The 24,481-nt window shown below is 35.8% G+C and carries 23 protein-coding genes; 10 read left to right on the forward strand and 13 right to left on the reverse strand.

The window, feature by feature from the left end:
- The first annotated feature begins 6 nt into the window (after positions 1-6).
- A complete protein-coding gene (locus LB454_RS07990) occupies positions 7-957 on the forward strand; it encodes an NAD(P)H-dependent flavin oxidoreductase (protein WP_224464144.1) in 951 nt (316 codons plus the stop codon).
- Between the two features lie 15 nt (positions 958-972).
- On the opposite strand, the gene LB454_RS07995 is transcribed toward LB454_RS07990, so the two are convergent.
- Both LB454_RS07995 and guaA read right to left on the reverse strand, forming a co-directional pair.
- Positions 973-2,916 (reverse strand): LysM peptidoglycan-binding domain-containing protein, encoded by a 1,944-nt coding sequence (locus LB454_RS07995; protein ID WP_224464145.1) that lies wholly within the window; start codon positions 2,914-2,916, stop codon positions 973-975.
- Positions 2,907-4,436 carry a glutamine-hydrolyzing GMP synthase gene (gene guaA, locus LB454_RS08000; RefSeq protein WP_224464146.1) on the reverse strand — a complete coding sequence of 510 codons (1,530 nt, stop codon included), beginning with the start codon at positions 4,434-4,436 and terminating at the stop codon, positions 2,907-2,909. The genes LB454_RS07995 and guaA overlap by 10 nt, the downstream gene beginning before the upstream one ends.
- Before the next feature lie 69 nt (positions 4,437-4,505).
- Between guaA and LB454_RS08005 the strand changes: the two genes are divergently transcribed.
- On the forward strand, positions 4,506-5,045 hold the full coding sequence (locus LB454_RS08005) for a pyridoxamine 5'-phosphate oxidase family protein (RefSeq protein WP_224464147.1): 540 nt from the start codon (positions 4,506-4,508) through the stop codon (positions 5,043-5,045).
- 50 nt (positions 5,046-5,095) lie between these two features.
- On the opposite strand, the gene LB454_RS08010 is transcribed toward LB454_RS08005, so the two are convergent.
- Positions 5,096-6,298 carry a CHRD domain-containing protein gene (locus tag LB454_RS08010; protein ID WP_224464148.1) on the reverse strand — a complete coding sequence of 401 codons (1,203 nt, stop codon included), beginning with the start codon at positions 6,296-6,298 and terminating at the stop codon, positions 5,096-5,098.
- Between the two features lie 111 nt (positions 6,299-6,409).
- Positions 6,410-7,042: a 7-carboxy-7-deazaguanine synthase QueE gene (locus LB454_RS08015; RefSeq protein ID WP_224464149.1), complete on the reverse strand. Its 633-nt coding sequence runs from the start codon at positions 7,040-7,042 to the stop codon at positions 6,410-6,412.
- 110 nt (positions 7,043-7,152) lie between these two features.
- Here LB454_RS08015 and LB454_RS08020 point away from each other — a divergent pair, with 110 nt between their 5' ends.
- Genes LB454_RS08020 through LB454_RS08045 form a run of 6 tightly spaced genes read left to right on the forward strand, consistent with a single transcriptional unit; the run spans position 7,153 to position 11,194 of the window.
- Positions 7,153-7,713, forward strand: a complete 561-nt coding sequence (locus tag LB454_RS08020) for a hypothetical protein (protein ID WP_224464150.1) — start codon at positions 7,153-7,155, stop codon at positions 7,711-7,713.
- Positions 7,714-7,741: 28 nt separating this feature from the next.
- Positions 7,742-8,596, forward strand: a complete 855-nt coding sequence (locus LB454_RS08025) for an alpha/beta fold hydrolase (RefSeq protein WP_224464151.1) — start codon at positions 7,742-7,744, stop codon at positions 8,594-8,596.
- Positions 8,593-9,309, forward strand: a complete 717-nt coding sequence (locus LB454_RS08030; RefSeq protein WP_224464152.1) for a pseudouridine synthase — start codon at positions 8,593-8,595, stop codon at positions 9,307-9,309. Before LB454_RS08025 ends, LB454_RS08030 begins: the two co-directional genes overlap by 4 nt.
- 5 nt (positions 9,310-9,314) lie before the next feature.
- A complete protein-coding gene (locus LB454_RS08035) occupies positions 9,315-9,740 on the forward strand; it encodes a VOC family protein (protein WP_224464153.1) in 426 nt (141 codons plus the stop codon).
- A gap of 1 nt (position 9,741) precedes the next feature.
- Positions 9,742-10,806 (forward strand): AI-2E family transporter, encoded by a 1,065-nt coding sequence (locus LB454_RS08040; RefSeq protein WP_224464154.1) that lies wholly within the window; start codon positions 9,742-9,744, stop codon positions 10,804-10,806.
- Entirely contained in the window at positions 10,775-11,194 is a 420-nt protein-coding gene (locus LB454_RS08045) for a YkvA family protein (RefSeq protein WP_224464155.1), read from the forward strand. The genes LB454_RS08040 and LB454_RS08045 overlap by 32 nt, the downstream gene beginning before the upstream one ends.
- A 23-nt stretch (positions 11,195-11,217) precedes the next feature.
- Here the strand turns inward: LB454_RS08045 and ffh are convergent, their stop codons facing one another.
- The 6 genes from ffh to LB454_RS08075 all read right to left on the reverse strand — a co-directional run bounded on the left by ffh (position 11,218) and on the right by LB454_RS08075 (position 17,868).
- Positions 11,218-12,546 (reverse strand): signal recognition particle protein, encoded by a 1,329-nt coding sequence (gene ffh / locus LB454_RS08050; RefSeq protein WP_224464156.1) that lies wholly within the window; start codon positions 12,544-12,546, stop codon positions 11,218-11,220.
- Between the two features lie 117 nt (positions 12,547-12,663).
- Positions 12,664-13,170: an inorganic diphosphatase gene (locus LB454_RS08055; protein ID WP_224464157.1), complete on the reverse strand. Its 507-nt coding sequence runs from the start codon at positions 13,168-13,170 to the stop codon at positions 12,664-12,666.
- Between the two features lie 138 nt (positions 13,171-13,308).
- Entirely contained in the window at positions 13,309-13,749 is a 441-nt protein-coding gene (locus LB454_RS08060; RefSeq protein WP_224464158.1) for a DUF2141 domain-containing protein, read from the reverse strand.
- Between the two features lie 151 nt (positions 13,750-13,900).
- On the reverse strand, positions 13,901-16,429 hold the full coding sequence (locus LB454_RS08065) for a TonB-dependent receptor plug domain-containing protein (RefSeq protein ID WP_224464159.1): 2,529 nt from the start codon (positions 16,427-16,429) through the stop codon (positions 13,901-13,903).
- Entirely contained in the window at positions 16,416-17,303 is an 888-nt protein-coding gene (locus LB454_RS08070) for a FecR family protein (protein WP_224464160.1), read from the reverse strand. Before LB454_RS08070 ends, LB454_RS08065 begins: the two co-directional genes overlap by 14 nt.
- Before the next feature lie 43 nt (positions 17,304-17,346).
- Positions 17,347-17,868: an RNA polymerase sigma factor gene (locus LB454_RS08075; RefSeq protein ID WP_224464161.1), complete on the reverse strand. Its 522-nt coding sequence runs from the start codon at positions 17,866-17,868 to the stop codon at positions 17,347-17,349.
- A 126-nt stretch (positions 17,869-17,994) separates the two neighbouring features.
- Between LB454_RS08075 and LB454_RS08080 the strand changes: the two genes are divergently transcribed.
- Both LB454_RS08080 and LB454_RS08085 read left to right on the forward strand, forming a co-directional pair.
- Complete coding sequence (locus tag LB454_RS08080; RefSeq protein ID WP_224464162.1) at positions 17,995-19,041, forward strand: hypothetical protein; 1,047 nt, start codon at positions 17,995-17,997, stop codon at positions 19,039-19,041.
- Between the two features lie 11 nt (positions 19,042-19,052).
- Complete coding sequence (locus LB454_RS08085; RefSeq protein ID WP_224464163.1) at positions 19,053-19,283, forward strand: hypothetical protein; 231 nt, start codon at positions 19,053-19,055, stop codon at positions 19,281-19,283.
- Between the two features lie 441 nt (positions 19,284-19,724).
- Here the strand turns inward: LB454_RS08085 and LB454_RS08090 are convergent, their stop codons facing one another.
- The 3 genes from LB454_RS08090 to LB454_RS08100 all read right to left on the reverse strand — a co-directional run bounded on the left by LB454_RS08090 (position 19,725) and on the right by LB454_RS08100 (position 24,340).
- Positions 19,725-20,723, reverse strand: coding sequence for a hypothetical protein (locus LB454_RS08090; RefSeq protein WP_224464164.1), 999 nt, complete (start codon positions 20,721-20,723; stop codon positions 19,725-19,727).
- A gap of 81 nt (positions 20,724-20,804) precedes the next feature.
- Complete coding sequence (locus LB454_RS08095; RefSeq protein WP_224464165.1) at positions 20,805-23,297, reverse strand: DUF5686 and carboxypeptidase-like regulatory domain-containing protein; 2,493 nt, start codon at positions 23,295-23,297, stop codon at positions 20,805-20,807.
- A 65-nt stretch (positions 23,298-23,362) separates the two neighbouring features.
- Complete coding sequence (locus LB454_RS08100; RefSeq protein WP_224464166.1) at positions 23,363-24,340, reverse strand: pyruvate dehydrogenase complex E1 component subunit beta; 978 nt, start codon at positions 24,338-24,340, stop codon at positions 23,363-23,365.
- Between the last annotated feature and the right edge of the window lie 141 nt (positions 24,341-24,481).

Here is a 24,481-nt window from a genome sequence, read left to right on the forward strand (position 1 = left end):
AAATTCATGTCACAAAATAAAATCACCAAATTATTCAATATACAATATCCAATCATCCAGGCAGGAATGATATGGGCGAGCGGATGGAAATTGGCAAGTGAAGTCAGCGAAGCTGGTGGTCTTGGCATCATAGGTGCTGGTTCTATGTATCCAGATATCTTGCGAGAGCACATTCAGAAGTGTAAAAAGGCTACCTCGAAACCTTTTGCAGTGAATGTGCCTATGCTTTATCCAGATCTGGACAAAATCATGGAAATCATCATTGAAGAGGAAGTACCTATAGTTTTTACTTCAGCCGGAAACCCAAAAACGTGGACGTCTCACTTAAAATCCAAAGGCATCAAAGTTGTTCATGTGGTAAGCAGTGTCAAATTTGCTTTAAAATCTGAGGAAGCAGGGGTCGATGCCGTTGTAGCCGAAGGTTTTGAAGCAGGAGGGCACAATGGTCGCGAAGAAACCACCACGTTTACACTTATCCCTATGGTAAAAAAAGAACTTACTATCCCACTCATCGCAGCCGGAGGCATTGCTTCGGGTGCTGGAATCTTAGCGGCAATGGTACTTGGTGCAGATGCTGTGCAAATTGGAACACGATTTGTCGCAAGTGAGGAAGCTTCTTCGCATATCAATTTCAAAAATGAGGTTGTAAGAGCACAAGAAGGAGACACCAAGCTCACACTTAAAGAACTGGCACCGGTGCGAATGCTGAAAAATAAATTCTACCAGGATATAGAAAGTCTATACGCCAAGTCTCCAACTAAAGAAGAGTTACAGGAACTGCTTGGCAGAGCACGCGCCAAAAAAGGCATGTTTGAAGGTGACCTTGATGAAGGAGAATTGGAAATTGGGCAGATATCTGGACTCATCAAAGATATTTTACCTGCTAGAAAAATTATGGAAACTCTTCTTGCTGAATTTAATGCTGCACAAATTGAAGCTTCAACGCTGAAATTTTAAAGCCTTCAGTTCGTATTATTCGGCATCCGAAGCCAGGAACTCAGCTAAATCCAAAGACTTCATCCCTAAATCTTTTTGATATTCTAAAAGATAAATGGCGTCATTTTCATAACCTAGAGAAAATTCCTTATTAACGTAATTGAATTTATTTTCAGCATACTCTGTGTAGCCTTCAATCTCTGTAGATGCTTTTAATGTTTTTGCATAAGCAAGTCTCAGCAGCAAATCCATCATCACATCATAACCTCTCATAACGTAACGACTAGGATATACTCCATGCTTATTTACAAAAGAATTGTATTCATCTTCATCAGATTCCAAAAGTTGAGTTTTTGAAATTGAAGGAAAGGTAAAGTCAAGGTCACTTAAGTAATAATTCGAAATCTCATCGTCGTAAAAAGCATTTCTTTTGGAAGTAAAGAGCTTGATGTCATAGCCGTCTCTCAATAGGGATTTCAAATAAGAAACAGTAGATTCTGCAATTCCTAGGGTTTGCGACTCCAATATGAACCAGTTTTTTTTAGACTTATCCAGGTGCGGCTCAATATCTGATTTCTGAAGATAATCTGCTTCTGTTTGATTTACAATTTTAAGGTCTGGAAACGTATAGGTATATTTCCTCTGGATAGGTTTGGAGATGCTATCAGTTAAAATAACCAAATTTTCTTCTTTATGAGTCTTCTGCAGATACGTAATGAGAACTTCCTGCATTTCTTCATCTTTGGGCAGGGTATTAAACAAATTGTCGTATTCAAAATTTGGATTCACTAAGGGGGAAATAACAGGAACACTGTCTTGAGATAAATAATTGGTTACAAGTTTCAAGTTAGGATCCAAGAGCGGGCCCACAACTGCCTGGTAATTTTTAAAATCTTCACTGAGTAAACTTCTCACATGAGATGGATTATTTCTGGTATCGTAGACGTCTAGATTTACTTTAATTCCTCTAGTTTCAGCTGAATCGATTGCCATTTGAATCCCCTCATAAAAATCCAAAGATATTCTCAACAAGTTACTATTCTTTATTAATGACTTAGAACTGATGCTATCAATTTTGGCTTTATCCAGATTCAATGGCAACATGACAGCAATGGATTTGGCGTCCAGGTATTGTAACTTATCTTCCAGCGTAAATTTTTGATATTTTGAAGAGCTTACCTTTTCAATTTGTGGAATTTTCAAAACCAGGCCTTCGCTAAATCCTTCAAACTTAAGTGATGGATTGGACTCTATCAATTCTTCTTCTGTCACATCATAACTTTCCGAAATTGATTGAATTGAATTTTTGGAATCCACTTCTAAGAAAGAATAGTTTTGATTTCTTTGTCGCTTAGGCTTTGAAGATTCCGCAGCTTCCATCGGGCGTTTGATGGTCAAAAATTGTCCAGGTTGAATCTCTTTCTCATCGATACCAGGGTTCATATTTTCCAGCTGGGAAACAGTTAATCCATATTTTTTGGAAATCCCGTATTTAGTCTCTTTGGGTAGTACTAAGTGTTTAAGAGTACTGAATTCAGAGTTTTTCACACTCTGGTTGATATCCAAATCCTTGTCTTTAAGCTCATAGGTCGGAATTCTTAAAACATCATTGTAATCCAATTCTCTATCGTTCAAGAAAGGGTTATAGGTTCTGATGTCTTTAATTCTTACATTATAAGTTTTTGATATACTATAAAGTGTTTCCTTTGGACTTACTTCATAGGCAATTAAGCGAACACTAGGATTTAGTTTAAAATTTGGTTGAGCCGGTACCACCAAAAGCGAATTGGAAATATCTTTTTGACTCTGAATACTTGGGTTCAATTTTCTAAGCGTAAATACATCTACCTGAAATTTGGAAGCAATATCCTCAAGACTTTCATTAGAGCCTACTTCATAGGTTTTTAAGTCCTGAGCGCTAAGGCTTAAGATAGAAAGCAAAAAAACTAAACTTGGTAAAAACTTTTTAATTATTCCCATTCTATTGTTGCTGGTGGTTTTGAACTGATGTCATAGACTACTCTATTAACGCCTTTTACTCGATTTATTATTTGATTGGACACCTTTTGTAAAAAGTTGTAAGGTAAGTCTACCCAGTCGGCTGTCATTCCATCTGTGGACTCTACAGCTCTTAAAGCTACAACTTTTTCGTAAGTTCGTTCATCTCCCATGACGCCAACAGAATCAACAGGGAGTAGAATCGCGCCCGCCTGCCAAACTTTGTCGTACAAATGCCATTCTCTAAGACCATCGATAAATATAGCATCAACTTCCTGTAAGATACGCACTTTTTCTTTAGTAATATCGCCAAGAATTCGAATTGCTAAACCTGGCCCCGGGAAGGGATGCCTTCCAAGAAGTTTTGCATCTATACCCATCTCTGCTCCTACGCGTCTTACTTCATCTTTAAAAAGCATTCTTAAAGGCTCAACTACTTTTAGTTTCATAAAATCCGGAAGTCCACCAACGTTGTGGTGAGATTTTATGGTTGCGGATGGTCCATTCACAGAAATAGACTCTATCACATCTGGATAAATAGTTCCTTGAGCCAGGTAGGTAGCGTCATCTACGAGTGAAGCTTCATCATCAAAAACTTCTATAAAGGAATTACCAATGGCTTTACGTTTTTTCTCAGGATCGGTGATGCCTTCCAGCGCCGCCATAAATCGATCTGTAGCATCAACTCCTTTCACGTTGAGCCCCATATCTTTATATTGATCTAAAACAGATTCAAATTCATTTTTTCTCAACAAACCGTTATTCACAAAAATGCAATGCAGGTTTTTTCCAATGGCCTTATGAAGGAGCGTTGCTGCAACTGTAGAATCTACTCCACCACTCAAACCGAGAATTACTTTATCTGTACCAACTTTTTCTTTCAATTCTGCTACAGTCATGTCTACAAAAGCTGATGGTGTCCAGGACTGAGGAACTTTAGCAATTTTGACAAGGAAATTCTCAAGCAGTTGAGCACCATCTGTAGAATGATAAACTTCCGGATGAAACTGAATTCCGAACGTGTCTTCGCCCTCAATTCTATAAGCTGCATTGAGGACATCGCTTGTACTGGCGATTCTTACAAAATTTTCTGGAATGGACTTTATACTGTCACTATGTGACATCCAGACTTGAGATTGTTCAAGAATATTATCAAATAGAAGTTCGCCGTCTTTAATAAAGGACAAGTTAGCTCTTCCAAATTCACGCGTATCTGACCCTGCAACTTCACCCCCAAAATTGTGAGCCATGTATTGTGCACCAAAACAAACACCAAGTAAAGGCAGATGTCCTTTGATTTGGCTTAAATCGGGTTGTGGTGCTTCAGGATTTCTACAGGAAAATGGACTCCCTGATAAAATAACAGCTTTAAAAACAGATAAATCTTCTGGTAATTTATTAAATGGATGTATTTCGCAGTAGATATTTAGTTCACGAACTCGTCTAGCGATAAGCTGTGTGTACTGCGATCCAAAATCGAGAATAAGGACATTTTTTTGCATAGGCAAAAGTATAAATTTGCAATAAAACTGGCTTCTGTTTAGCTTCTCTTTTTTTACTTTTAAATAAAAATGCTCAATCAGATTTTAGAAGATTTAAAAAACGAAGTCAAGTTTGGTTACTTAAAAAAGAAACACCCCTTTCGCTATCCTAGCTTGGCTAGTATTGAAGATAATGTTCCAGTCCAGAGAACCGTAGTTTTAAGGGATTCAACACAGGATTTTGAATTGATTATGTACACCGATGAACGCAGTGATAAAATCCATCAGTTTGAAATAAACCCAAATGCCAGTCTTTTGTTCTACAATCATAAAAAACTACTTCAAATCAAAGTTGAAGGAAAGATGAAACTGATACGCTCTGGCAAAGACTATGAAGACTACTGGAGTCGGGTTCAGGGTAAATCACAAAAAGATTTTATTACCACAAACCCTCCCGGGACACCTATTGACAATCCAGACCACGTGGAATATAAAGATGATGAGCATCATTTCTGCCTACTCAAGCTTGTGCCTGAACGTATGGAGTATTTACAATTGAAGCGTCCAAATCACATACGAGCTGTATTTGATAAAACAAATAACTGGGAAGGTCAATTTTTAAATCCATAAAAAAAAGCGGCCAATAGGCCGCTTTTTAAATTTCTAATGTGGAATTTTTATTATAAATTAGAACCTATGTCACCTTGAGCAACAATAGTAGCTAAATCATCACCTGGACCTAAGTGAACATTTACATACCCATTTACTTCAAGTACATCTGCATATCCAAACTCTGTGTCATCATCAAGAGCTGAAACATTAGATTGACTCATTCCTGTGTCTCCATTTACAGGAGCAAATGTGTAGATAATATCTCCGCCCTCAGAAGCTGAATTTGCATGAATATGTGCTGGGTGCTCTTCTCCCGGAATTGTGTTGGCTATATTTAGTGTTGCCAGTGCTTCACCATTTACACGTTCTTCAAAAGTAACATCACCATTAATACCTGGCACATCAACTTCATTTAAAGTATATGTAATAGATTCTCCAGTTAATTCATTTTGACCGATATCCCCTTGTGCAACAATAGTTCCCAAGTCATCAGCGCTTAGATGCACATTGACATAACCATCAACCTCTAGAACATCTGCGTAGCCAAACTCTGTATCATCATCAAGAGCAGCAACATTAGACTGACTCATACCAGTATCACCATTTACAGGCGTGAATGTGTAAATAATATCACCTCCTTCTGCAGCTGTATTCATATGAATGTGAGCTGGGTGCATTCCTCCAGCAGGCGTGTTCTCTAAACTAATTGTGGCTAGCGCCTCTCCATTTTCTCTTTCTTGAAAAAGAATAGAACCGCTTATACCAGGAGCATCTCTTTCTTCTAAATCAAAACTTTTCTCATCACCTGTAAAGGCATTTTCACCGATGTCACCTTGTGCCACCACTGTATCATCATTAGCACTTAAATGTACGTTGATGTAAGCGTCAAGACCTTCGATGTCTTCAAAACTAATAGGTGTCCCATCATCTAAAGCAGAAAAGGTAGTAATACTGAGTCCAGTTTCTCCATCTACTGGCTCCAGCGAAACAATAATGTCACCGTCTTCCAGAGCATTGTTCATATGGATATGAGTGGGATGCATGTTACCTGCAGAAGTCCCTTCAAGCTCAACTATAAGTTGAATAGAACCATTTTCCTGCTCATTGAAAACGGCATCTCCACTTACACCAGAATCATTTAACTCTCCCAGGTCATATCTGATGTTATCCAATATTGGATCTGTAACTGGGTTTAAACTGTCATCATTATCACAGGCGACTATAAATAGCCCCATAAATAACAGTAAACTAAAATTCTTTAATCTTTTCATAATTACGTGTTTTTATTATTTAATGGTAGTTACGAAAGTTAAGAAGTTTCGGTTCATTTTATATGCAAACAATGTCTGAAATTAACATTAGTTAACTTTGATTGGAGTAGATTAAGGTATATTTAAGTATTTATGAGTTTGTAAAGAAATTCTCCATTTTGGATTCTTCATGACATACTCAACAATTTGCGGAATCATTTTCTCCCTTACACTCCACTCGGGTTGTAAAAACAATTCGCAGTTATCACCTACCTGCTCTGCCTGTTCTTCTGCAAATTTAAAATCGCTTTTGTTATAAATGATAACCTTGAGTTCATCGACTCTTTTATAGATAGCAGGCTTTGGTAATTTTATTTTTTTAGGTGATAAGCAAATCCAATCCCACACCCCCGTCATATCATAAGCTCCAGAGGTCTCAATATGAATTTGCAGACCATTCGCTTTAAGTCCTTCTGTAAGTAAAGACATGTCCCAGGTTAAGGGTTCACCTCCAGTAATCACAATAGTATTGCTATATTTTTTTGCATTTTCTATAATGGAGCCTATCTGAGTAGGCGGATGCCGTTCTGGATCCCAGCTCTCTTTCACATCACACCAGTGGCAACCTACATCACAACCCCCTATTCTTATAAAATAAGCTGCAGTTCCCGTATGGTACCCTTCTCCTTGTATGGTGTAAAATTCTTCCATCAGCGGAAGCATCACTCCTTTATGAACAAGCTTCTCTATATTTTCATTTTGCATTTTGCAAAGATACTGAAAGCATTTTTCGAATTAAAACTTAAATCTCAACTTATAAACAATAAAGCATCCATATAATGAATGACTTTATTTATTTTTGAAAAAAAATTCACATGAAGATCATTTCCTTACTCTCTATAATGTTATTACTTGTTTTGACCAGTTGTGATACATCAACATCTGACACCTTAATTGCTAAAAACCAGTTAGGCCTTCTGGACCCAAGCACAAGAATAGATGAATTGAATTCTATCTTAGAAAACGATTCCATAGCAGAATTTGATTTGGAGTCCAGAAATAGAACTCAGGAAATCGAAGTTTTTGATTCTAACAGCAAAGTATCTTTGGTCATCGAGCCCAATTATAAAAGTGATTCTCTAGTAACTATAAGTGAAATTCAAATTCTTGATCCAAAATACAAAACCAAAAAAGGTCTTGGGATAGATGGAACTTTCAAAACTGTTTATGAAAATTATAAAATCAGTAATATTCAAAATAGCATCAACAGCATCATCATCAATATTGAAGAACTTGGCGCCTATATTGTGATTGACAAAAAGCATTTACCAAGCGAATTAAGATTTGATTCAGAATTGAAGATTGAGGCGAACCAGATTCCAGATGATGCCCCATTCAGATATTTTTGGTTGAGATTCGAGGATTCCAATCAATAGACCAATTTAAATTATACCTTCCTTTCTTATGAAATCTTCAAAAAAACTGGTTGAGAAATACTTACCCAAAATTATTGGGTTAAGATTAAGCTCTTTATTTTTGATCAAACCAGAAAAAGCTGTTTTCAAGGCCTATAAGTTATTTTCTTCTCCTAGAAAAGGAAAAGTGAAGCCTGAACAGGAAGATTTCTTAAATAAGGCCAAGACAACCTCTATTAAGCAGGATTCCAAAGAAGTACAGATTTATCACTGGAAAGGGGAAGGAAAGACAGTTATTTTAATTCATGGCTGGGATAGTAATACTCATCGCTGGAAAGACCTTGTTGAGGATTTACAAAAAGAAGACTATAATATTGTAGCCTTTGATGGCCCTGCTCACGGCAATTCTGAAGGTACGCTTCTAAATGTACCTTTGTATTCTAAATGTCTCGACCGCATGCTTAAACTTTATCAGCCACAATTTATCATTGGCCATAGTGTCGGCGCCATGACGGTCATTTACAATCAGTACATCAAGCAGAGTCCTTTTGTAGAGAAAATTGTTTTGCTTGGAGCCCCCTCAGAAATGAGCCGTATTATGAATGACTATAAGCGTATATTAAGACTTAGTGATAAATTTATGACTGCTCTGGATTCGTTTTTCAAAAAGAAATTTGATTATCATTTTACTGAATTTTCTATTGCCAGCTTTGCTAAAAATGTAGAAAAAGAAGCTTTAATAATTCACGATAAATATGATAGAGTAGCACCTATTGAAGCGGCTAGAGCCATTCACCAGAATCTAAAACATTCAACTCTCAAGGTGACTGAAGGAGCAGGTCATTCTTTGAATAAGGAAGACATTCGAAAAGATATTTTAGAATTTTTAAAATCAAAAACATGAGTGAAGGTGCCGTACGTATCAATAAATACTTAAGCCAAGCTGGATTTTGTTCCAGAAGGGAAGCTGACAAACTTCTTGACCAGGGCCGAGTTACTATCAATGGGTACTATATTGAAATAGGAACCAAAGTCAATCCAGGCGACCAAGTCTTTGTAGATGGTAATTTAGTCGTAAATGAAACTGAAGAAAAAGTGTACCTGGCTGTAAACAAACCTAAAGGCGTTGTTTGCACGACCAACTCTAAAGTTGAAAAAAATAATATTGTAGATTTTGTCGATTATCCAACACGAATATTTCCTATTGGCAGACTAGACAAAATGAGTGAAGGTCTTATCCTGATGACCAATGATGGAGAGATTGTCAACCAGATTTTGAGGGCAAGACATTACCATGACAAAGAATACCTGGTCACTGTAGACAAAACTATTACAGATGAATTCATCTCCAAAATGAGGAATGGAGTCCCTATTTTGGATACTATCACTAGAAAATGTGAAGTGGAAAAGCTTGGAGATAGAAGCTTCAAAATTATTTTGACTCAAGGTCTCAATCGTCAAATAAGAAGAATGAGCGAAGCTCTGGATTATAGAGTAAGAACATTGAAACGAACTAGAATAAAAAACATTACTTTAGACGTTGATAAAGGAAAGTATCGACATCTAACAGAAGAGGAAGTAGAAAATCTTTATCAAAATAATACAACTAAACACTAAAAACTATGACCAAACTTAGTCCTTTTCATCTTGCCATCCCTGTTAACGAGCTGAAAAATGCACGAGAGTTTTATTCTAACACTCTAAACTTTAAAGAAGGAAGGAGTGACTCTCACTGGGTAGATTATGATTTTTTTGGTCATCAGTTTGTAATTCATGAAGATAAAAGCCATGCCCCTAATCCTGAAGCACACAGCATTGTGGATGGACATGAGGTTCCCGTACCACATTTTGGAGTGGTTTTGGAATGGGATATGTTTCATGAATTTGCAGATTCATTAAAAGAAAAAGGAGTTCAATTTATTATCGAACCTTATATAAGATTTGAGGGCAAGCCCGGAGAACAGGCAACAATGTTTTTTAAAGATCCTAGCGGAAATGCATTAGAATTTAAAAGCTTCAAAGACATGAACCAAATTTTTGCTAAATAACATGAACGCATTATCACCAAGACTTGTAAGGCAAATTTTTATCTTATTGATCATAGTATCTTTAGGTACGCTCATTTTTAAGGAAATTGTGCCTTATATGTCTGGAGTATTAGGTGCAATTACTTTTTATGTCTTACTGAAAGGGTTGATGAAAAAAATGCTAAGTAAGGGCTGGAACTCGACCCTGAGTGTAAGTATTCTGATGCTGTCTTCATTTATTTTGATACTCGTTCCTGTTCTTGGGATTATTTTAATGTTGTCTTCCAAGGTAAGTAAGGCAATTCAAAATTCTGAAAGAGTTCTGGTCGCCGTAAAAGCTCAGCTCGTTCAAATTGAAGAAATCACAGGTTTCAAACTGGGTGATAAAATTGACAGTTCTGCGATTACCGATTGGTTATCTAGTAACTTACAGGGACTTGCCGGAGGCACTTTTGAAATTTTTGTTGCCGTGAGTATCATGTACTTCTTACTTTATTACATGCTCTTAAATGAGAGAAAACTGACCTTGTCTATGGAAACATACATCCCTATAGACACCGATAATTTAAAAATAATAGCTTCAGAATCTGCAAAAAAAGTTAAGGCAAACGCTATTGGTATTCCTATGGTCGCTCTTTTTCAAGGTATAATCTCTTTGATAGGATATTGGATTTTTGGCGTACCTGAGGCCATGTTTTGGTTTGTGATCACAACTATAGGCTCCATGATCCCTTTCATTGGAACTGCTTTAGGTTTTATTCCTGTTACTTTATTGATGTACTATCAGGGAGATACGGCCTCAGCCGTGGGTGTCTTATTATATGGGTTAATCATTGTTGGCTCGTCAGACAATATAATCAGGCTTTTGTTGCTGAAGAAAATGGCAAATGAACATCCACTTATTACGCTTATCGGTGTAATAATTGGGGTTCCTCTATTTGGATTTATAGGCCTCATTTTTGGCCCTCTTTTATTATCCCTATTTTTGCTTGTCGTTATGATTTACAAAAAAGAGTATGGTGAATTCAAATCTGATAAAGCTGAAATACAATTAAATGAAAAGCTCAAACAAGAAGCAGAACAATAAAGTAGATGAAAATTTTGTAAAGAAAGGAATCGAATCTGTTTCCAATACTGATTTTGATACCGTTTTTGACAGGAAAGATCAGCTTTTTGCAAAAATCAATCATCCAGAATGGAAAAAATACAAGCAAAAAATTATTTTGATGTTTCAATTCCTCAAGGATGTAAAGCAAAAAAAATATCCTGAAACACCTTGGAAAACATTGGCTGCAATGATTTTTACGGTGCTTTACATCATCAATCCTTTAGATCTTATCCCAGATTTTATACCTATCATTGGATACATAGATGACTTGGCTGTATTTGGGTTTGTTCTTAAGTTAATTAACAAAGACTTAGAGTCTTACCAGGAATGGAAACTTGCACAAAAACAGGTCGCAGATGATAGCTAAATAATAAACTTAGAATCAAAAAATTATTGAAGATTTTTCATCATCTGCATCATTTTTTTACCGCCACCACCTTGCATCATTTTCATCATTTTACTCATTTGAGTAAACTGTTTTAATAATTGATTGACTTCTTGAACGGTAGTCCCGGAGCCTTTGCTTATTCGTTTTTTGCGACTAGCATTGATGCTTGTAGGATTTTCTCTTTCATGTGGAGTCATGGAGTGAATCATAGCTTCTATATGCTTGAAAGCATCATCATCTATGTCCATATTTTTCATCATTTTACCTGCACCAGGAATCATACCCATCAAGTCCTTCATGCTCCCCATTTTCTTCACCTGCTGGATTTGCTTCAGAAAATCATCAAAACCAAATTTATCTTTAGCAATTTTCTTTTGAATTTTTCGGGCTTCCTCTTCATCATATTGCTCCTGAGCTCTTTCTACAAGGGAAACAACATCACCCATCCCCAAAATACGATCTGCCATCCGTGAAGGATAAAACACATCAATCGCATCCATTTTCTCACCTGTACCTATAAACTTAATTGGCTTATTGACAACAGATTTTATAGAAATAGCAGCACCACCTCTGGTATCACCATCTAGTTTTGTAAGAATAACCCCATCGAAATCCAGTACATCGTTAAATGCTTTTGCTGTATTCACCGCATCCTGACCTGTCATAGCATCTACCACAAACAAGGTTTCTTGTGGCTGTACGGCTTTATAAATATCTGAGATTTCGTTCATCATCACTTCGTCAACAGCCAGACGTCCAGCGGTATCCAAAATGACAACATTATGTCCATTCTGCTTGGCATGAGCAATAGCAGCCTGAGCAATAGCTACTGGATTTTTTTCTTCTTTATTTGAAAACACCTCAACACCAATCTGCTCACCAACTACGTGCAACTGGTCGATTGCAGCCGGTCTGTAGACATCACAGGCGACAAGTAAAGGCTTTTTTGTTTTTTTAGTCTTTAGGAAGTTAGCCAACTTACCAGAGAAAGTGGTTTTACCAGATCCCTGTAGTCCAGACATCAAGATCACACTAGGATTTCCAGACAAGTCAACGCCTTCGGCATCCCCACCCATCAATTCTGTCAACTCGTCTTTCACGATCTTGACCATCAATTGGTTAGGCTTCAAGCTTTTCAACACATTTTGACCTAAGGCTTTTTCTTTGACCAGATTTGTAAAATCTTTGGCAATCTTGAAATTGACATCGGCGTCAACCAATGCTCTTCTCACCTCTTTAAGTGTCTCTGCTACATTAACCTCTGTTATCTGACCATGACCTTTTAAAACATGAAAGGCCTTATCTAACTTATCACTTAAACTATCAAACATATGTTCTATTGAATTTTAGCAAAAATAAGAATTTGAAATCTATTAATGAAGATTTTATATACTAAAAAAACCACTTCAAAATGAAGTGGTTCTGTACCCAAAATCAGGATACTTATTTTATAAACTGAAATTGTGAGCTACTGTATCGCTTTCTTTATAACGAGCAACAGCTTTGTCTACAAGCTCTTTTGCTTCTTTCTCATCACCCCAGTTTCCTATAGTTACCTCTTTATTTTCAAGGTCTTTATATGTTCTAAAAAAATGTTCGATTTCTTTGATGGTATGCGGATTTAAGTCAGAGAATTTGTGAACATCTTCTCCCATTGGATCCGACACAGGAACACAAATAATTTTTTCATCAGGCCCTTTTTCATCAGACATATTGAGAACACCCACTGGTCTTACTTCTGCTACACAGCCAGGAACCACAGGATTGGTAAACAACACCAGCACATCTATAGGATCATTGTCTAGCGCCAAAGTTTCTGGTACAAAACCATAATCTGCTGGATACATCATGGACGTATGCAACATTCTATCAAAGCGAATTTGTTTCAAATTGAAATCATACTCGTATTTATTTCTGCTTCCTCGTGGAATTTCTATCAACACATCAAATGTCATAATCACTAATTTTAAATAAATTTTAAGGACGGCAAAAATAATAAAAACTTTGGCTATACTATCAACAATACTAAAATAAAAACCTGATTTTGAAATGAATTCAACATCAGGTTTAAAATCTAATTTAAAAGTAAAAAGCTATCTATTGAAATTCAACTTCACATTTACACTCTCATTATTCAATTGAATTTTAGTGGATTCCCAGGTTGGAGGCCCGTAAGAATTTGGCATTCCTGAGCTTGCCCAGTCTTCTTTTGGCATACCATTGGGATCAAAATCCATCTTTCCATTTCCGTTAGTATCGTGAAAAGCTGTAACTGCATACTCACCTTTCGGCAAGTCTGTAAAGCTTACATCAGTTTTGTCGTATTCATCCACATCTACAATAAGGCCTTTAAATCTATTTTCTGTCATGTAATCTGCCTTCTGATTGAATAAGGCAATGTAGATTTTACCCCCTTTTTCGGTTTGTACTCCATCAAGTTTTACATTTATGATCCCTTTTTCTTCAAAATGAATTTGTGTTTCATTTGAAACTTGTAGCGTGAAGCTTAGCAATAAAATAAGTAATAGTTTCATGACTTTTGTTTTTAAGTTCATTTCAAATGTAAAGTGACATTTAAACTTTTTTGTGAAGAAATTGACCAATGGGAGATTATGGCAGATAAACGGTATTTAACCTCAGATTCACTATATAAATCTGGCTCTCAATTAGTTAAAGTCCCAATTCTTAAAACTGAAATGAAATGAAAGCATTAGGTGTCAATTCTAGACTTTGAATCCTAACATTCTCCACGCTCGCATTGGAATCGTCTAGCCTGAAAAATTGTTGAGTAAGATTGTTACTATTGAATAGATTCAAAACACTAATGCCTGTACTTATAAAAGAGTTGGAAAGCTTAAACTGATAACTCGCTGTAAAATTGACCTGAAAATAGTCTTTTAAATTGCTTTCGTTTGGGTTTAAAAAATTAAGCCTTGGATTGGTGTCTGGGGTCAATATAGGATTTTCGGTATCAATTTCTGTCATAGGTCTTCCGGCAAAATAGCGTCCGCCTAAAGACAATTTGAGTTGATTGGCCGTATAACTTGCTCCAAAAGCTGAACTCTGAGTGATCTCAAAATTGTTTGCGAATTGTTGTGGCTCAAAATTATTGAAATCGTAGGTATTCTCCATCAATGAAAAATTGATCCAAAAATTAAAGTCTTTAATCTTCTTTTGAATCAGAACTTCTGTCCCTAGCACCTTATAATCCCCGTTGATTTGAAGAAATTCTAGCTGATTTTGGAATCCCTGACTTCCCGAGGAAATACCTTCTACTGTTTTATGATATACACTCCCCTGAAACATCCATTCATTTTTATTAAAATTGACGCCAGCTTCCAACTGAAAGTTATTAATAATTGGAAAATTGTCTTCATTGGCAAGCACCCAACGCCTTTTTTCTACACCCAGGAAATCTTGCTGCTGATCGATCACCTGTGTCAGCGTTTGATTTTTGATTTCTCCAAGCAGATTCCATCTCCAATTTCTATTGGCTTGATAACTAAAACTGAGTCTCGGCTCTAGTCTAAAATCTCCAAAATCAGTGTAATAGTTTCCACGCACTCCCATACGCGTTTCAACTTTTTTATTTTCTGAAGTGTAACTCAGTTCACTGATTCCTGAATGTGTTATGAGTACTTGTTTATCCCTTAGGATCACCTCTGGTGAGTTCACAATATTATTGTTCCTCACACCTACCTCATTGAATTGATAACCCGTACGTAGTGAAAACAAATCTGAAATTTTATGTGAATCTTTAAAACTCAGCTTGATATCAACTACGCCATTGTTTTGTAGCAAAGTCTGGTTATTTAATACAGACTGATTTAACGCTTCAAGCTCATAAAATGAAGCATTGAAGGCTACAGATGAAGAATGATTTTCATTCCATTCCGTTTTATAACTTAAGTTGGCAAGAAAATTACTTTGTTCAAAATCATTTCTCTTTTGTTCTGAAGTGGTTTCTAAAACCTCATCAAAGGTAAGTTTGTTTTGAATAGCCAGAACATCAAGGTTCAAGGCATTTTTGGAATCAAATTCATAATCATACTGAAGCGAAACATCATAAAATTGAAGTTCCTGCTGAGTGGTGATTCGATTGTCGGTACCCTGAAGTAAATCCTGAATTTTTGTATTTTGAAATACTTTATCGGTAAATCCATTGTAAGTTGGGGAGTCCCATAGGTCTGTCAAAGATCTTCTTGCCGCAATTTGAAGGTTGGAGTTGTCATTCAACTCGAGTAATGCAGTAGCATTTGCGCTTAAAAAATCAAGTTGAACTGTTCTTTTAAAATCTTGAGTATGCGCTCGCGATGCTATGTCTATCACAGATGAAACACCTTCGTTATAAAAAGCAGAGCTTCCATTTTTAATAACGTTGATATCGTGGTTGATAAGTGGATTGATGGCGGAAATCATTCCGAAAAAGTGACCCGTCTGGTACATTCTTGAGCCATTCCATAAAACCAGATTTTGATCGTGAGTACCACCTCTCACATTAATTTGAGCTATGGTTTCATCTGTATTGACGACACCTGGGACATATTGAAGACTATGGAGAACATCTGCGTTAATAAGGCCTGGAAGCACACCAAATTCCTGGGGAACAATCCTCAAACTGTTATCCGAATTAAGAGATATTCCTTTGGTTAAATATTCTTTTATCAGCACCTCATCCAATTCAATTTCAGGATATAAATATATTTCCGTGCAGCTTTCATCATCTAAAGCTGCAGAATTCCCTTGCGTGTTAAAATAATTGGGATGGGAAAATTCCATCTTTTCCAGATTCAAAGAGGAGTCCAGAAAGACTTTTCCAAAAGAATTGGAAATGGCAATTCTTGATGAATTTAATTCCAAAATCACATTAGCAATCCCCGATCTTGTAACAGCATCTATGAACTTTAAGCATTTTTTTGAAGAATCAAAGCTAACGGAGATACTTTCATCAGAAACAAAAACAAACTCTAAAGGAAATTGCTGCTGGATATATTCTAAAAATGATAACAGAGAAGAGCCTTCTTGAGGGGATTTTACCTTTAGGTTTTCAAGATCTTCATATAAATAATTGAACTTAACCTCCTGTGCCCGCTCGATACTATCCAACAAAGCAACAAGCTCAATCTTTTCTTGAGATTGAGCTTGAAGATTGCAGCCTAATAAAATCAGGATGGCCGCAAAAAAGGATTTTAACCAAATTTTATCTTTGTTCATCATCAACAAAAATAAATTTATTTTCGTTGATTACTTTAAAATTGATTTGATATGTTTTGCTTAAAATATCTAAAGCAAGAGATAAACTATCGGAAGGTAGGGTTCCTGTGAAGTTTTTATCTTCTGTAACTTTAGAGATGTCTACTTCTATCTGATAGTCCTTCTCTAGCTGTTGCATAACTTCAGACAAGCTTACGTTTTTGAACTGATGGGCATTGGAGACCCATTCTGGCCTGTCATTATAGACATTACTTTGCTCAACTTTGAGCCCATTTTGATAAGATATCATTTGCCCTTTATTTAGTATAACCTCTTCCTGTTTAAATTTTACTTTTACAGACCCTTCATAACAGATCACTTTTAAGAGTGAATCTCTGGACAATACATCAAATCTAGTTCCGATAACCTGAACCTTACCTAATTGAGTTTTTACCGTAAATGTTTCACCTTTGGCTACTTCAAAATAAGCCTGACCGTTCAGCTGTGTTGTTCTATCAAAATCCCAAAACCAGTTATTGAATTGAAACTTAGAGTTTTCAGCTAAAATAACTTTAGAATTATCGGGCAATAAGACTGTTTCCTGAGTATTGATTTGGGAAGTGTAATCTTTTATGGATAATAAGAAAGCTACCGATGCAATACCTATAATCAAAAGAATTGATGCCGCAATTGACCAATTAAATCTTTTCTTCTTCTTGGAACCACGCTTGTGTTTTAGCTCTTGAAAAACCTCATCTTTTCTAAAATCTGGTTTTTCAAATTGAGCAGAATAGTATTTTATTTTTTGAAAAGTATCAAATCCGTCTATGTGCTGAACAGACTCATCATTTTCTTTATTATCCAGCCAGTCGGCTAATTTGTATTTTTTCTTCATCGGTTTAGTTTCTATAACTATAACACCTCAAAATGGAATTACCCTAGTTAAATGCTTCGATTTTTTCTCTCAAACTCTCTAAAGCTTTTTGCATTCTCTTTTCCACAGCCTTTACACTTATACCCAAAATTTCTGCAATTTCCTTGTAAGATTTCTCGTCTATGCGATGCAGTAGAAACGCAGTACGCTGTTTTTCAGATAAATTTTGGATGGCTTTTTCTAGCTTTTTTTTGAACTCCTCCTCCTCCATTTTGTAATCCGGAGTTTCCAAATTTTCCGTGCGCTGGGGAACTGTACTTGCGTATTTCAAAACCACTTGCCTGTGCTTGTATCTATTTAAAGATAAATTGTTGGCGACAGTAAAAAGAAAGGATTTAGCTTTAGTAAAAGGAACTTTTTTACAATTTTCCCACAGTTTAATGAAAGCTTCCTGCACCGATTCTTCTGCCATTTCCTGGTTGCCAAACTTGTAATAAAAATAGTTGTTGATCAACTCTGAATAGGTAGTGTAAACCTTTTCGTATACTTTTTCTTCACAAACATTATCAATAAGTGGTTTTTCCATAGGCTAAAAGTCGATACATTATATATACGTAAAACAAATTAATACAAAATAACCCTAACACAAACTTAGGGTAAAATCAAATTTACTTGTTATGTATGAAAAGGTTTTTTAATAAATTTACATACCATGAAACAACTCTATTTTTTACTTTTTATTTTATTCCTTTGGAGTTGCCAAACCGAAGAGTTTTTTGAGAGTGTTGAAGAAAACACCTCTCTATCAAGTCAAAGTGAATTAAGTAATCTTATTTCCAGACTCAATCAAAATCCAACAGCATTTGATGATTTCATTGATAATTCCAATAGTTTTAGTTTGGAATTTCCATTTGAAGTGACTGTAAATTCTGAAAATACATTCATTATTGAAGAATTTGATGATTACCAGCCACTCATAGATGAATTATCCTCCTTATCTGAAGATTATATTATTACAATAGGGTTTCCAGTAGAAATTTCTCTGCCAAATTACGAATCCCTTAATGTGCAAAGTGAATCTGAACTTGAAGCCATTGAAGCAAATGTAGAAGGCAGTATAGAGATAAATTGTCTGGAGTATAATTTCCCACTGGACGTCAATATTTTTGATGCCGAAAACAGTCTTACCGACAGGCGAAGCATACAAAACAAAGCTCAATTTTTCAATTTGATTCAAAATTTAAAACAAAACAACGGGTTTTATCAAATTGTTTATCCTGTAACTATATCAATTGATGGGTCCAATCAATCCATTTCATCTAATGTGAACCTTGAAGCTGCTATAGAAAATCTGGATGCTGCGTGTTTTGACCCTTCATTATTTATCAATTCTGCTTCTGGGCTACAACAATTTATTGCCTTTGTGACATCAGGCGAATTCAGAGTTACTCAATTTATTGACGTGAATGGAGATGATGAAACCGGTGATTATGAAAACTTTGTATTTACCTTCAATTCAAACAATACTATTTCTATAGTCAACACAACAAGTGGTGACACCTTTACTGCAGATTGGCAAGCTGAAATTGATGATGATGAGCTTGTGTTTGAGCTCGATTTGGAAGATCTTGAAGAATTTGAAGACCTGGACGAAGACTGGATTGTTTTAGACTTTGCAAATCCAGATCAAATCGAATTGAGATATGAAGATGATGATGACGGTGGCGGCGAAAGTTTCTTAACTTTCGAAAAGATTTAAAAAATTTAGCCATGGATTCTCAAAAACCTTCACAAAACGATCTTCGTGCAAAACTAAAAACCCTAAACATTATTTTTTATGTAGTCATGTTGGTTTGGCTTGTTTTTATTGGCGTTATCATTTCAAAACTAATAGCTGGAGAGGAAGCGACTACTTTATTTATTGGCACCATTCCAGTAGTTGCTGTGCTTATTATCTTAAGCCAGATTAAATCTAAAATCAAGAAAGAGATTAATTCTTAAGAGGAAGTTTTTCTAGAAAAACAAAAGCTTCCTCAATATACTCAAATTAAACCTTGTCTTGGTTTATGGTACAAATAGGCTCAACCTTTATCCCATCAAAGATTTAGATGCGTGCAATGGTTTCAGCTAGTAATGATGTAGAGGCAGGCTGTGGTTCGCTTTCCTTATACGTTCAAAAAGGAATATTATAGGGCACAGAAAGACTTATCTCCTATAGCCTAATTTTTGCCTACTCCAATATCTTAAAACTTATAATTTTTCTATTTAGCTTTAGTAAAGTCCGAAACCAGACATCCCTAACCAATAAAAGTCAAGCATAAAGTAACTGGTTCAAAAATATAGGTAGACGCAATCAAATTCAGAAGAGACCCTTACCATTATAAATGAAGAAATCCCTGCCACATGAAAGACAGGGATTTCAGAATGAGACCTAAAATTTAATTAATCATCCAAAAGGTCCACATAAACTTTTATTGCATTTTTAATTCTATTGGCCAACTGATTGTTGCCATCTTCATCCTCTGGACTTATTTGGATAGTTCCATCTCCGTTACCATCGGTAGCAGAAGATAAATCAACCAGATTGAAAACTGAGACTAAGTCAAATTCGAATGCTACAGAGTTATTGTTTTCTTCAGTTATGACTAGGTTTTGTCCCTGGTCTTCGTAATCTACTTCAAACTCTTCATCGAAAGTATGGTAAAATTCAAATGGTGTGCCAGAAATTGTACCTCTCATCAGTATAGATTTTTGATACAATTCACTAGTTGGATCTGTGCTTCTTTCCATTTCAAACTCTACTTCTTCGTACTCACCTACTGGAATTTCTACTTCAACTACAGTAACTTCGCCTTCACTTAAGTTAAGCTCAAAAGGACCTCTGAGTTCAAACTCGTCATCAAAGTCGAATCTGTCTTCATCTTCATCGTCGTCATCATAATCATCATCACAACCTTCGTCGTCTGGATCTATAGCATAAACGCTAAAATCTTCTTTGAAATAGATTTCAGTTCCACTCTGCAATTCGATTTCATACCTGTAAGGATCTTCATCGTCGTCATCATCTTCCAACTCACCTTTACAAAAAGGATCATTTGGATAATTTTCATCTAGATAAGCAACAATTTCATCTGGTAATTCATCAAAACTTAAATCATCGTCATCATCATCTGAGCTTCCTGAAGATCCTCCTGGAATACCGAAGCCTTCTGCAAATTCAAACTCAATTTCTTTGATATTGATTAAGAATTCTGAAACTTCTACATCTGATGCTGATTTAGCTCCACTAGCAGAATTTGCATTGGTATTTGCAAAGGCTCTAATTTCAAGGTTGGATTTTGAAACAGTATCCATATTTGGATTTGAATCTGAATCGTCTGATGAGCAGGAAAATAGCATTGCTATTCCTAAAATACCTGCTATCGGTTTTAAAATTTTCATAGTGTATTTGTTTTTAGTGTTCGGTTATAAAACAACACTAAAGACGCCTACCCTATCTTTAAATTGAGTTTTAAGAAATTTTTAAAAACTAAAGCCAAATCCTCCTGTTACTCCGAATTTTCTTGCCCCTGGCAAATCGTTATAATTCCCTCTGAAGTGAAAATCTATCCTCAATATTCTGAATATATTATCTACACCCAAACTATAAGACCAGTAAGGCTCCCCATCTGGAGCTCGTAAGACAAGGTTTGTAGTAGAAGCGTTGAGCAACTGATTTTCTTCTGAAATGCTTCCTGAAACGGCTCGTATTGAAACGATCTCTCTCAGGTCCAAATCTCTTAAAAAAGGAATTCTTGAAAAAAATCTCCCATTGAAGTTATGCTCGAAGTTAACACTTGCGTAGGTATCTGTCACAAAATCATAAAAGTCTAATAGTGGAAATGTTCCTTGTATTGAAAATAAAGTTTGATTACCTGGAACGATATCCAGCAAACTTAAAGGCACTACACCAAAGGTTTTTCCAACTTCTAAACTGGATACAAATTTCCCAAAACCACCAATCTGTATAGGCTGCCTGTAGTATAACTGAAGTTTCTCATAATCAAAATCTGAAGTGGTGACATTACCAAGACCTTTGGTGTAGTTGAGAAGAAATTCTGGATAATCGTCAGAATTTACAGTTATACGTTCTACACCATATCCAGTTGTTTTTCTTCCTGGAGAAAACTGAGCGACAGTAGATACCTCAACTTGTTCCGTCACAGATTTGGTTTCGGTTCGTTCAGGGTTTGTAAAATAATCCAGACTAAATTGATCTGAAGCGGATCTCAGTCTTTTGAAGTTTCCTTCAAACCTGAGGTTGAAATTTTTGAAGGCTTCAAAACTCATCGAAAAGCTAGTTAAATTGATATTGGTGAGGCTTGTATTCGATCCAACAGTAAGTACGGCGGATGAGGCCAGATTTCTTCCTAAAACATCTGTAGTATTTGTAAGGCTAGCACCAAGCTGTTCTATATCTCTGCGATTTCCACCTGCTATCGTAAGTCTTGTTTTGGAATCCAGCAACCACTTGCCCGACAGACCATATTTAAATTTATCATCCCCAAAACCATATGCCAGAAATCCCTGAAGTCTCCACCTATCGTTTTGAGAAAAATAGGTTCTACCTCCTACTCTCAAACGCACACCTTCAACTTCGTTAAAACCGAAAGTAGAAAACACAGGGCCAAAATCCCAGCCGTTTTGTTCCCAGTAGCCTGTTGCCAAAATGGTTCCTGCATTGTAAAGCCGCTTAAAGGCGTCCACAGTCTGCAGAGTGTCCAGCATTTCATAAACCTGCTGCTCATCTTTATTGAGGTCTTCCTGTCTATTTTGAGTCCAAAAATAATCATCTCTATTGTAGATGTCCTCATTGTAAACTTCTGGCTGATATTTATAAAAAGCCTTTCCTTTTGGATTATCGAAGGTATAATTATCAAATAAGGTAGTACGCTTACCATAAACACCGCGGGATTCTTCCTTTTTATTCAAAGAAAAATCGGTCATGAACAAATCTTTAGTAATCAAAAAGACGGAATCATTGAGGACATCAAATTCCTGTTCTATATACACGTCTTTTACCCAGTTGATATTAGCCCCTTTGGACATGGCTAAATTGATTTTCTTTATGGCCCAGGTGGTATCGTTTACCCAAAAATCGCCTTTGAAATTTAGTTCGCCTTTACGCCTGGGATAAAACACAATATTATAGCACCATTTATTTTCTATATAGGTGCTATCGGTTAATACATAATTATAATTATCTACACCCGTAGTTGATAAAGGGCTCACAAAACTTTTGCTGAAAAATTTTAAATAGTTGTCATATATATTGTAATCGGCATAAAGATCTTTTATGAAAGCAATCAGACTTTGATTATTATTAAAGCCTGAATTTTTATTTCCTGTAATAATTTCTTTCTCAGCATCAAGAACATTACTACCAAATACTTTAGAAGCAGCTTCGTTCAAAAAAATAGGAAGGTAGGTTTTACCTGTCACATTGTTGGTGTCCAAGTCATCAAAAATGAATTCCATACCATTGAAGATTCTTGAATTAATGAGGGTACTATCGATGGTATTTAAATCAAATTCAAGTTTTTCATATTTATCATACTGATATTCATCAAATTTTTTGACACCATTTTCGCGTTTATTTTCCCATATTTTTTTGAGTATGTCTATCGCTGGATTATTTTTTTTGGAAGTTTTTCCTGAATAAACCATAACTTCACTCAATTCAGAAGAATTTTCTACGAGCTCAACTTCGATATTATAAGTGGATTTTTGCTGAAGAGGGAGCTTCAGGTTCTCAAAACCCATAAATGAAAACTCTAGTACAGAATAGGATTTATCAGACTGAAGGTAAAATTTTCCGTTTTCATCTGATATAGTTCCTTCAGACGAGTTTGAAAAAAAAACATTGACATAAGGAATAGGATTGCCAAAATTATCCTTCACAAAGCCACTCACTTTGGTTTGCCCATAAAAAGCGAATGAAAGAAGTAGAAAGAAAAGGAGGAAGAGGTTTTTCATTAAACAAAAAAAAGCTTCAAATGCAATTTTATGCAAATGAAGCTTATTTTATAATTTGATAAGTGTTAAATGTATAAAACTTTTTTGACAGCTTTTATAACATCTTTGCTGTTTGGCAACCACTCTTCCAATAATACTGGAGAATATGGTGTTGGAGTATCTGCAGTATTCAATTTTACAATTGGAGCATCCAGGTAATCAAAAGCTTCGTTTTGGACTTTGTATGTAATTTCTGTAGCTACATTTCCAAAGGGCCAAGCTTCTTCTAGGATCACAAGTCTATTTGTTTTTTTAACAGATTTTAAGATCGCTTCATAGTCTAAAGGTCTTACTGTTCTTATATCTATAATCTCACAAGAGATATCTTCTTTTTCAAGTTCTTCAACAGCTTTATAAGCTTCTTTTATAATTTTTCCAAAAGAAACAATAGTAACATCTGTTCCTTCTCTCTTAATATCAGCTTTACCAAGAGGTATGGTATACTCCTCTTCTGGAACTTCCCCTTTATCACCATACATCTGCTCACTTTCCATAAAGATAACTGGATCGTTATCTCTTATGGCAGACTTCAATAAACCTTTTGCGTCATAAGGATTTGAAGGAACAACTACTTTCAATCCTGGAGTATTCGCAAACCAGTTCTCGAAGGCTTGAGAGTGTGTTGCACCCAGTTGCCCTGCTGAAGCTGTAGGACCTCTAAAGACAATTGGAATGTTGAATTGTCCACCAGACATTTGCCTCATCTTAGCAGCATTGTTGATGATTTGATCTATGCCTACCAAAGAAAAGTTGAAGGTCATAAACTCTATTATAGGACGATTTCCATTCATAGCCGACCCGATACCTATTCCTGTAAAACCTAATTCAGAAATTGGGGTGTCGATTACTCTTTTTTCGCCAAATTCATCTAGCATTCCTTTGGAAGCTTTGTAAGCGCCATTGTATTCTGCAACCTCTTCTCCCATCAAGTAGATAGTTTCATCAGCACGCATTTCTTCACTCATTGCTTCTACAATAGCTTCTCTAAATTGAATTGTCCTCATCTATATGTATTTACCTTTATTTAAAAGAAACACAAAAATAGCAATTCAAATTTCTATATACCATAAGAATCTTATAAAAATTTTATTATGCATGCATAGTATTTTTGAACCAAAACAACTATATTTGTAATGTTCAAGAAA

The organism is Psychroflexus montanilacus (assembly GCF_020164535.1).
In the GTDB taxonomy this organism is placed as follows: domain Bacteria; phylum Bacteroidota; class Bacteroidia; order Flavobacteriales; family Flavobacteriaceae; genus Psychroflexus; species Psychroflexus montanilacus.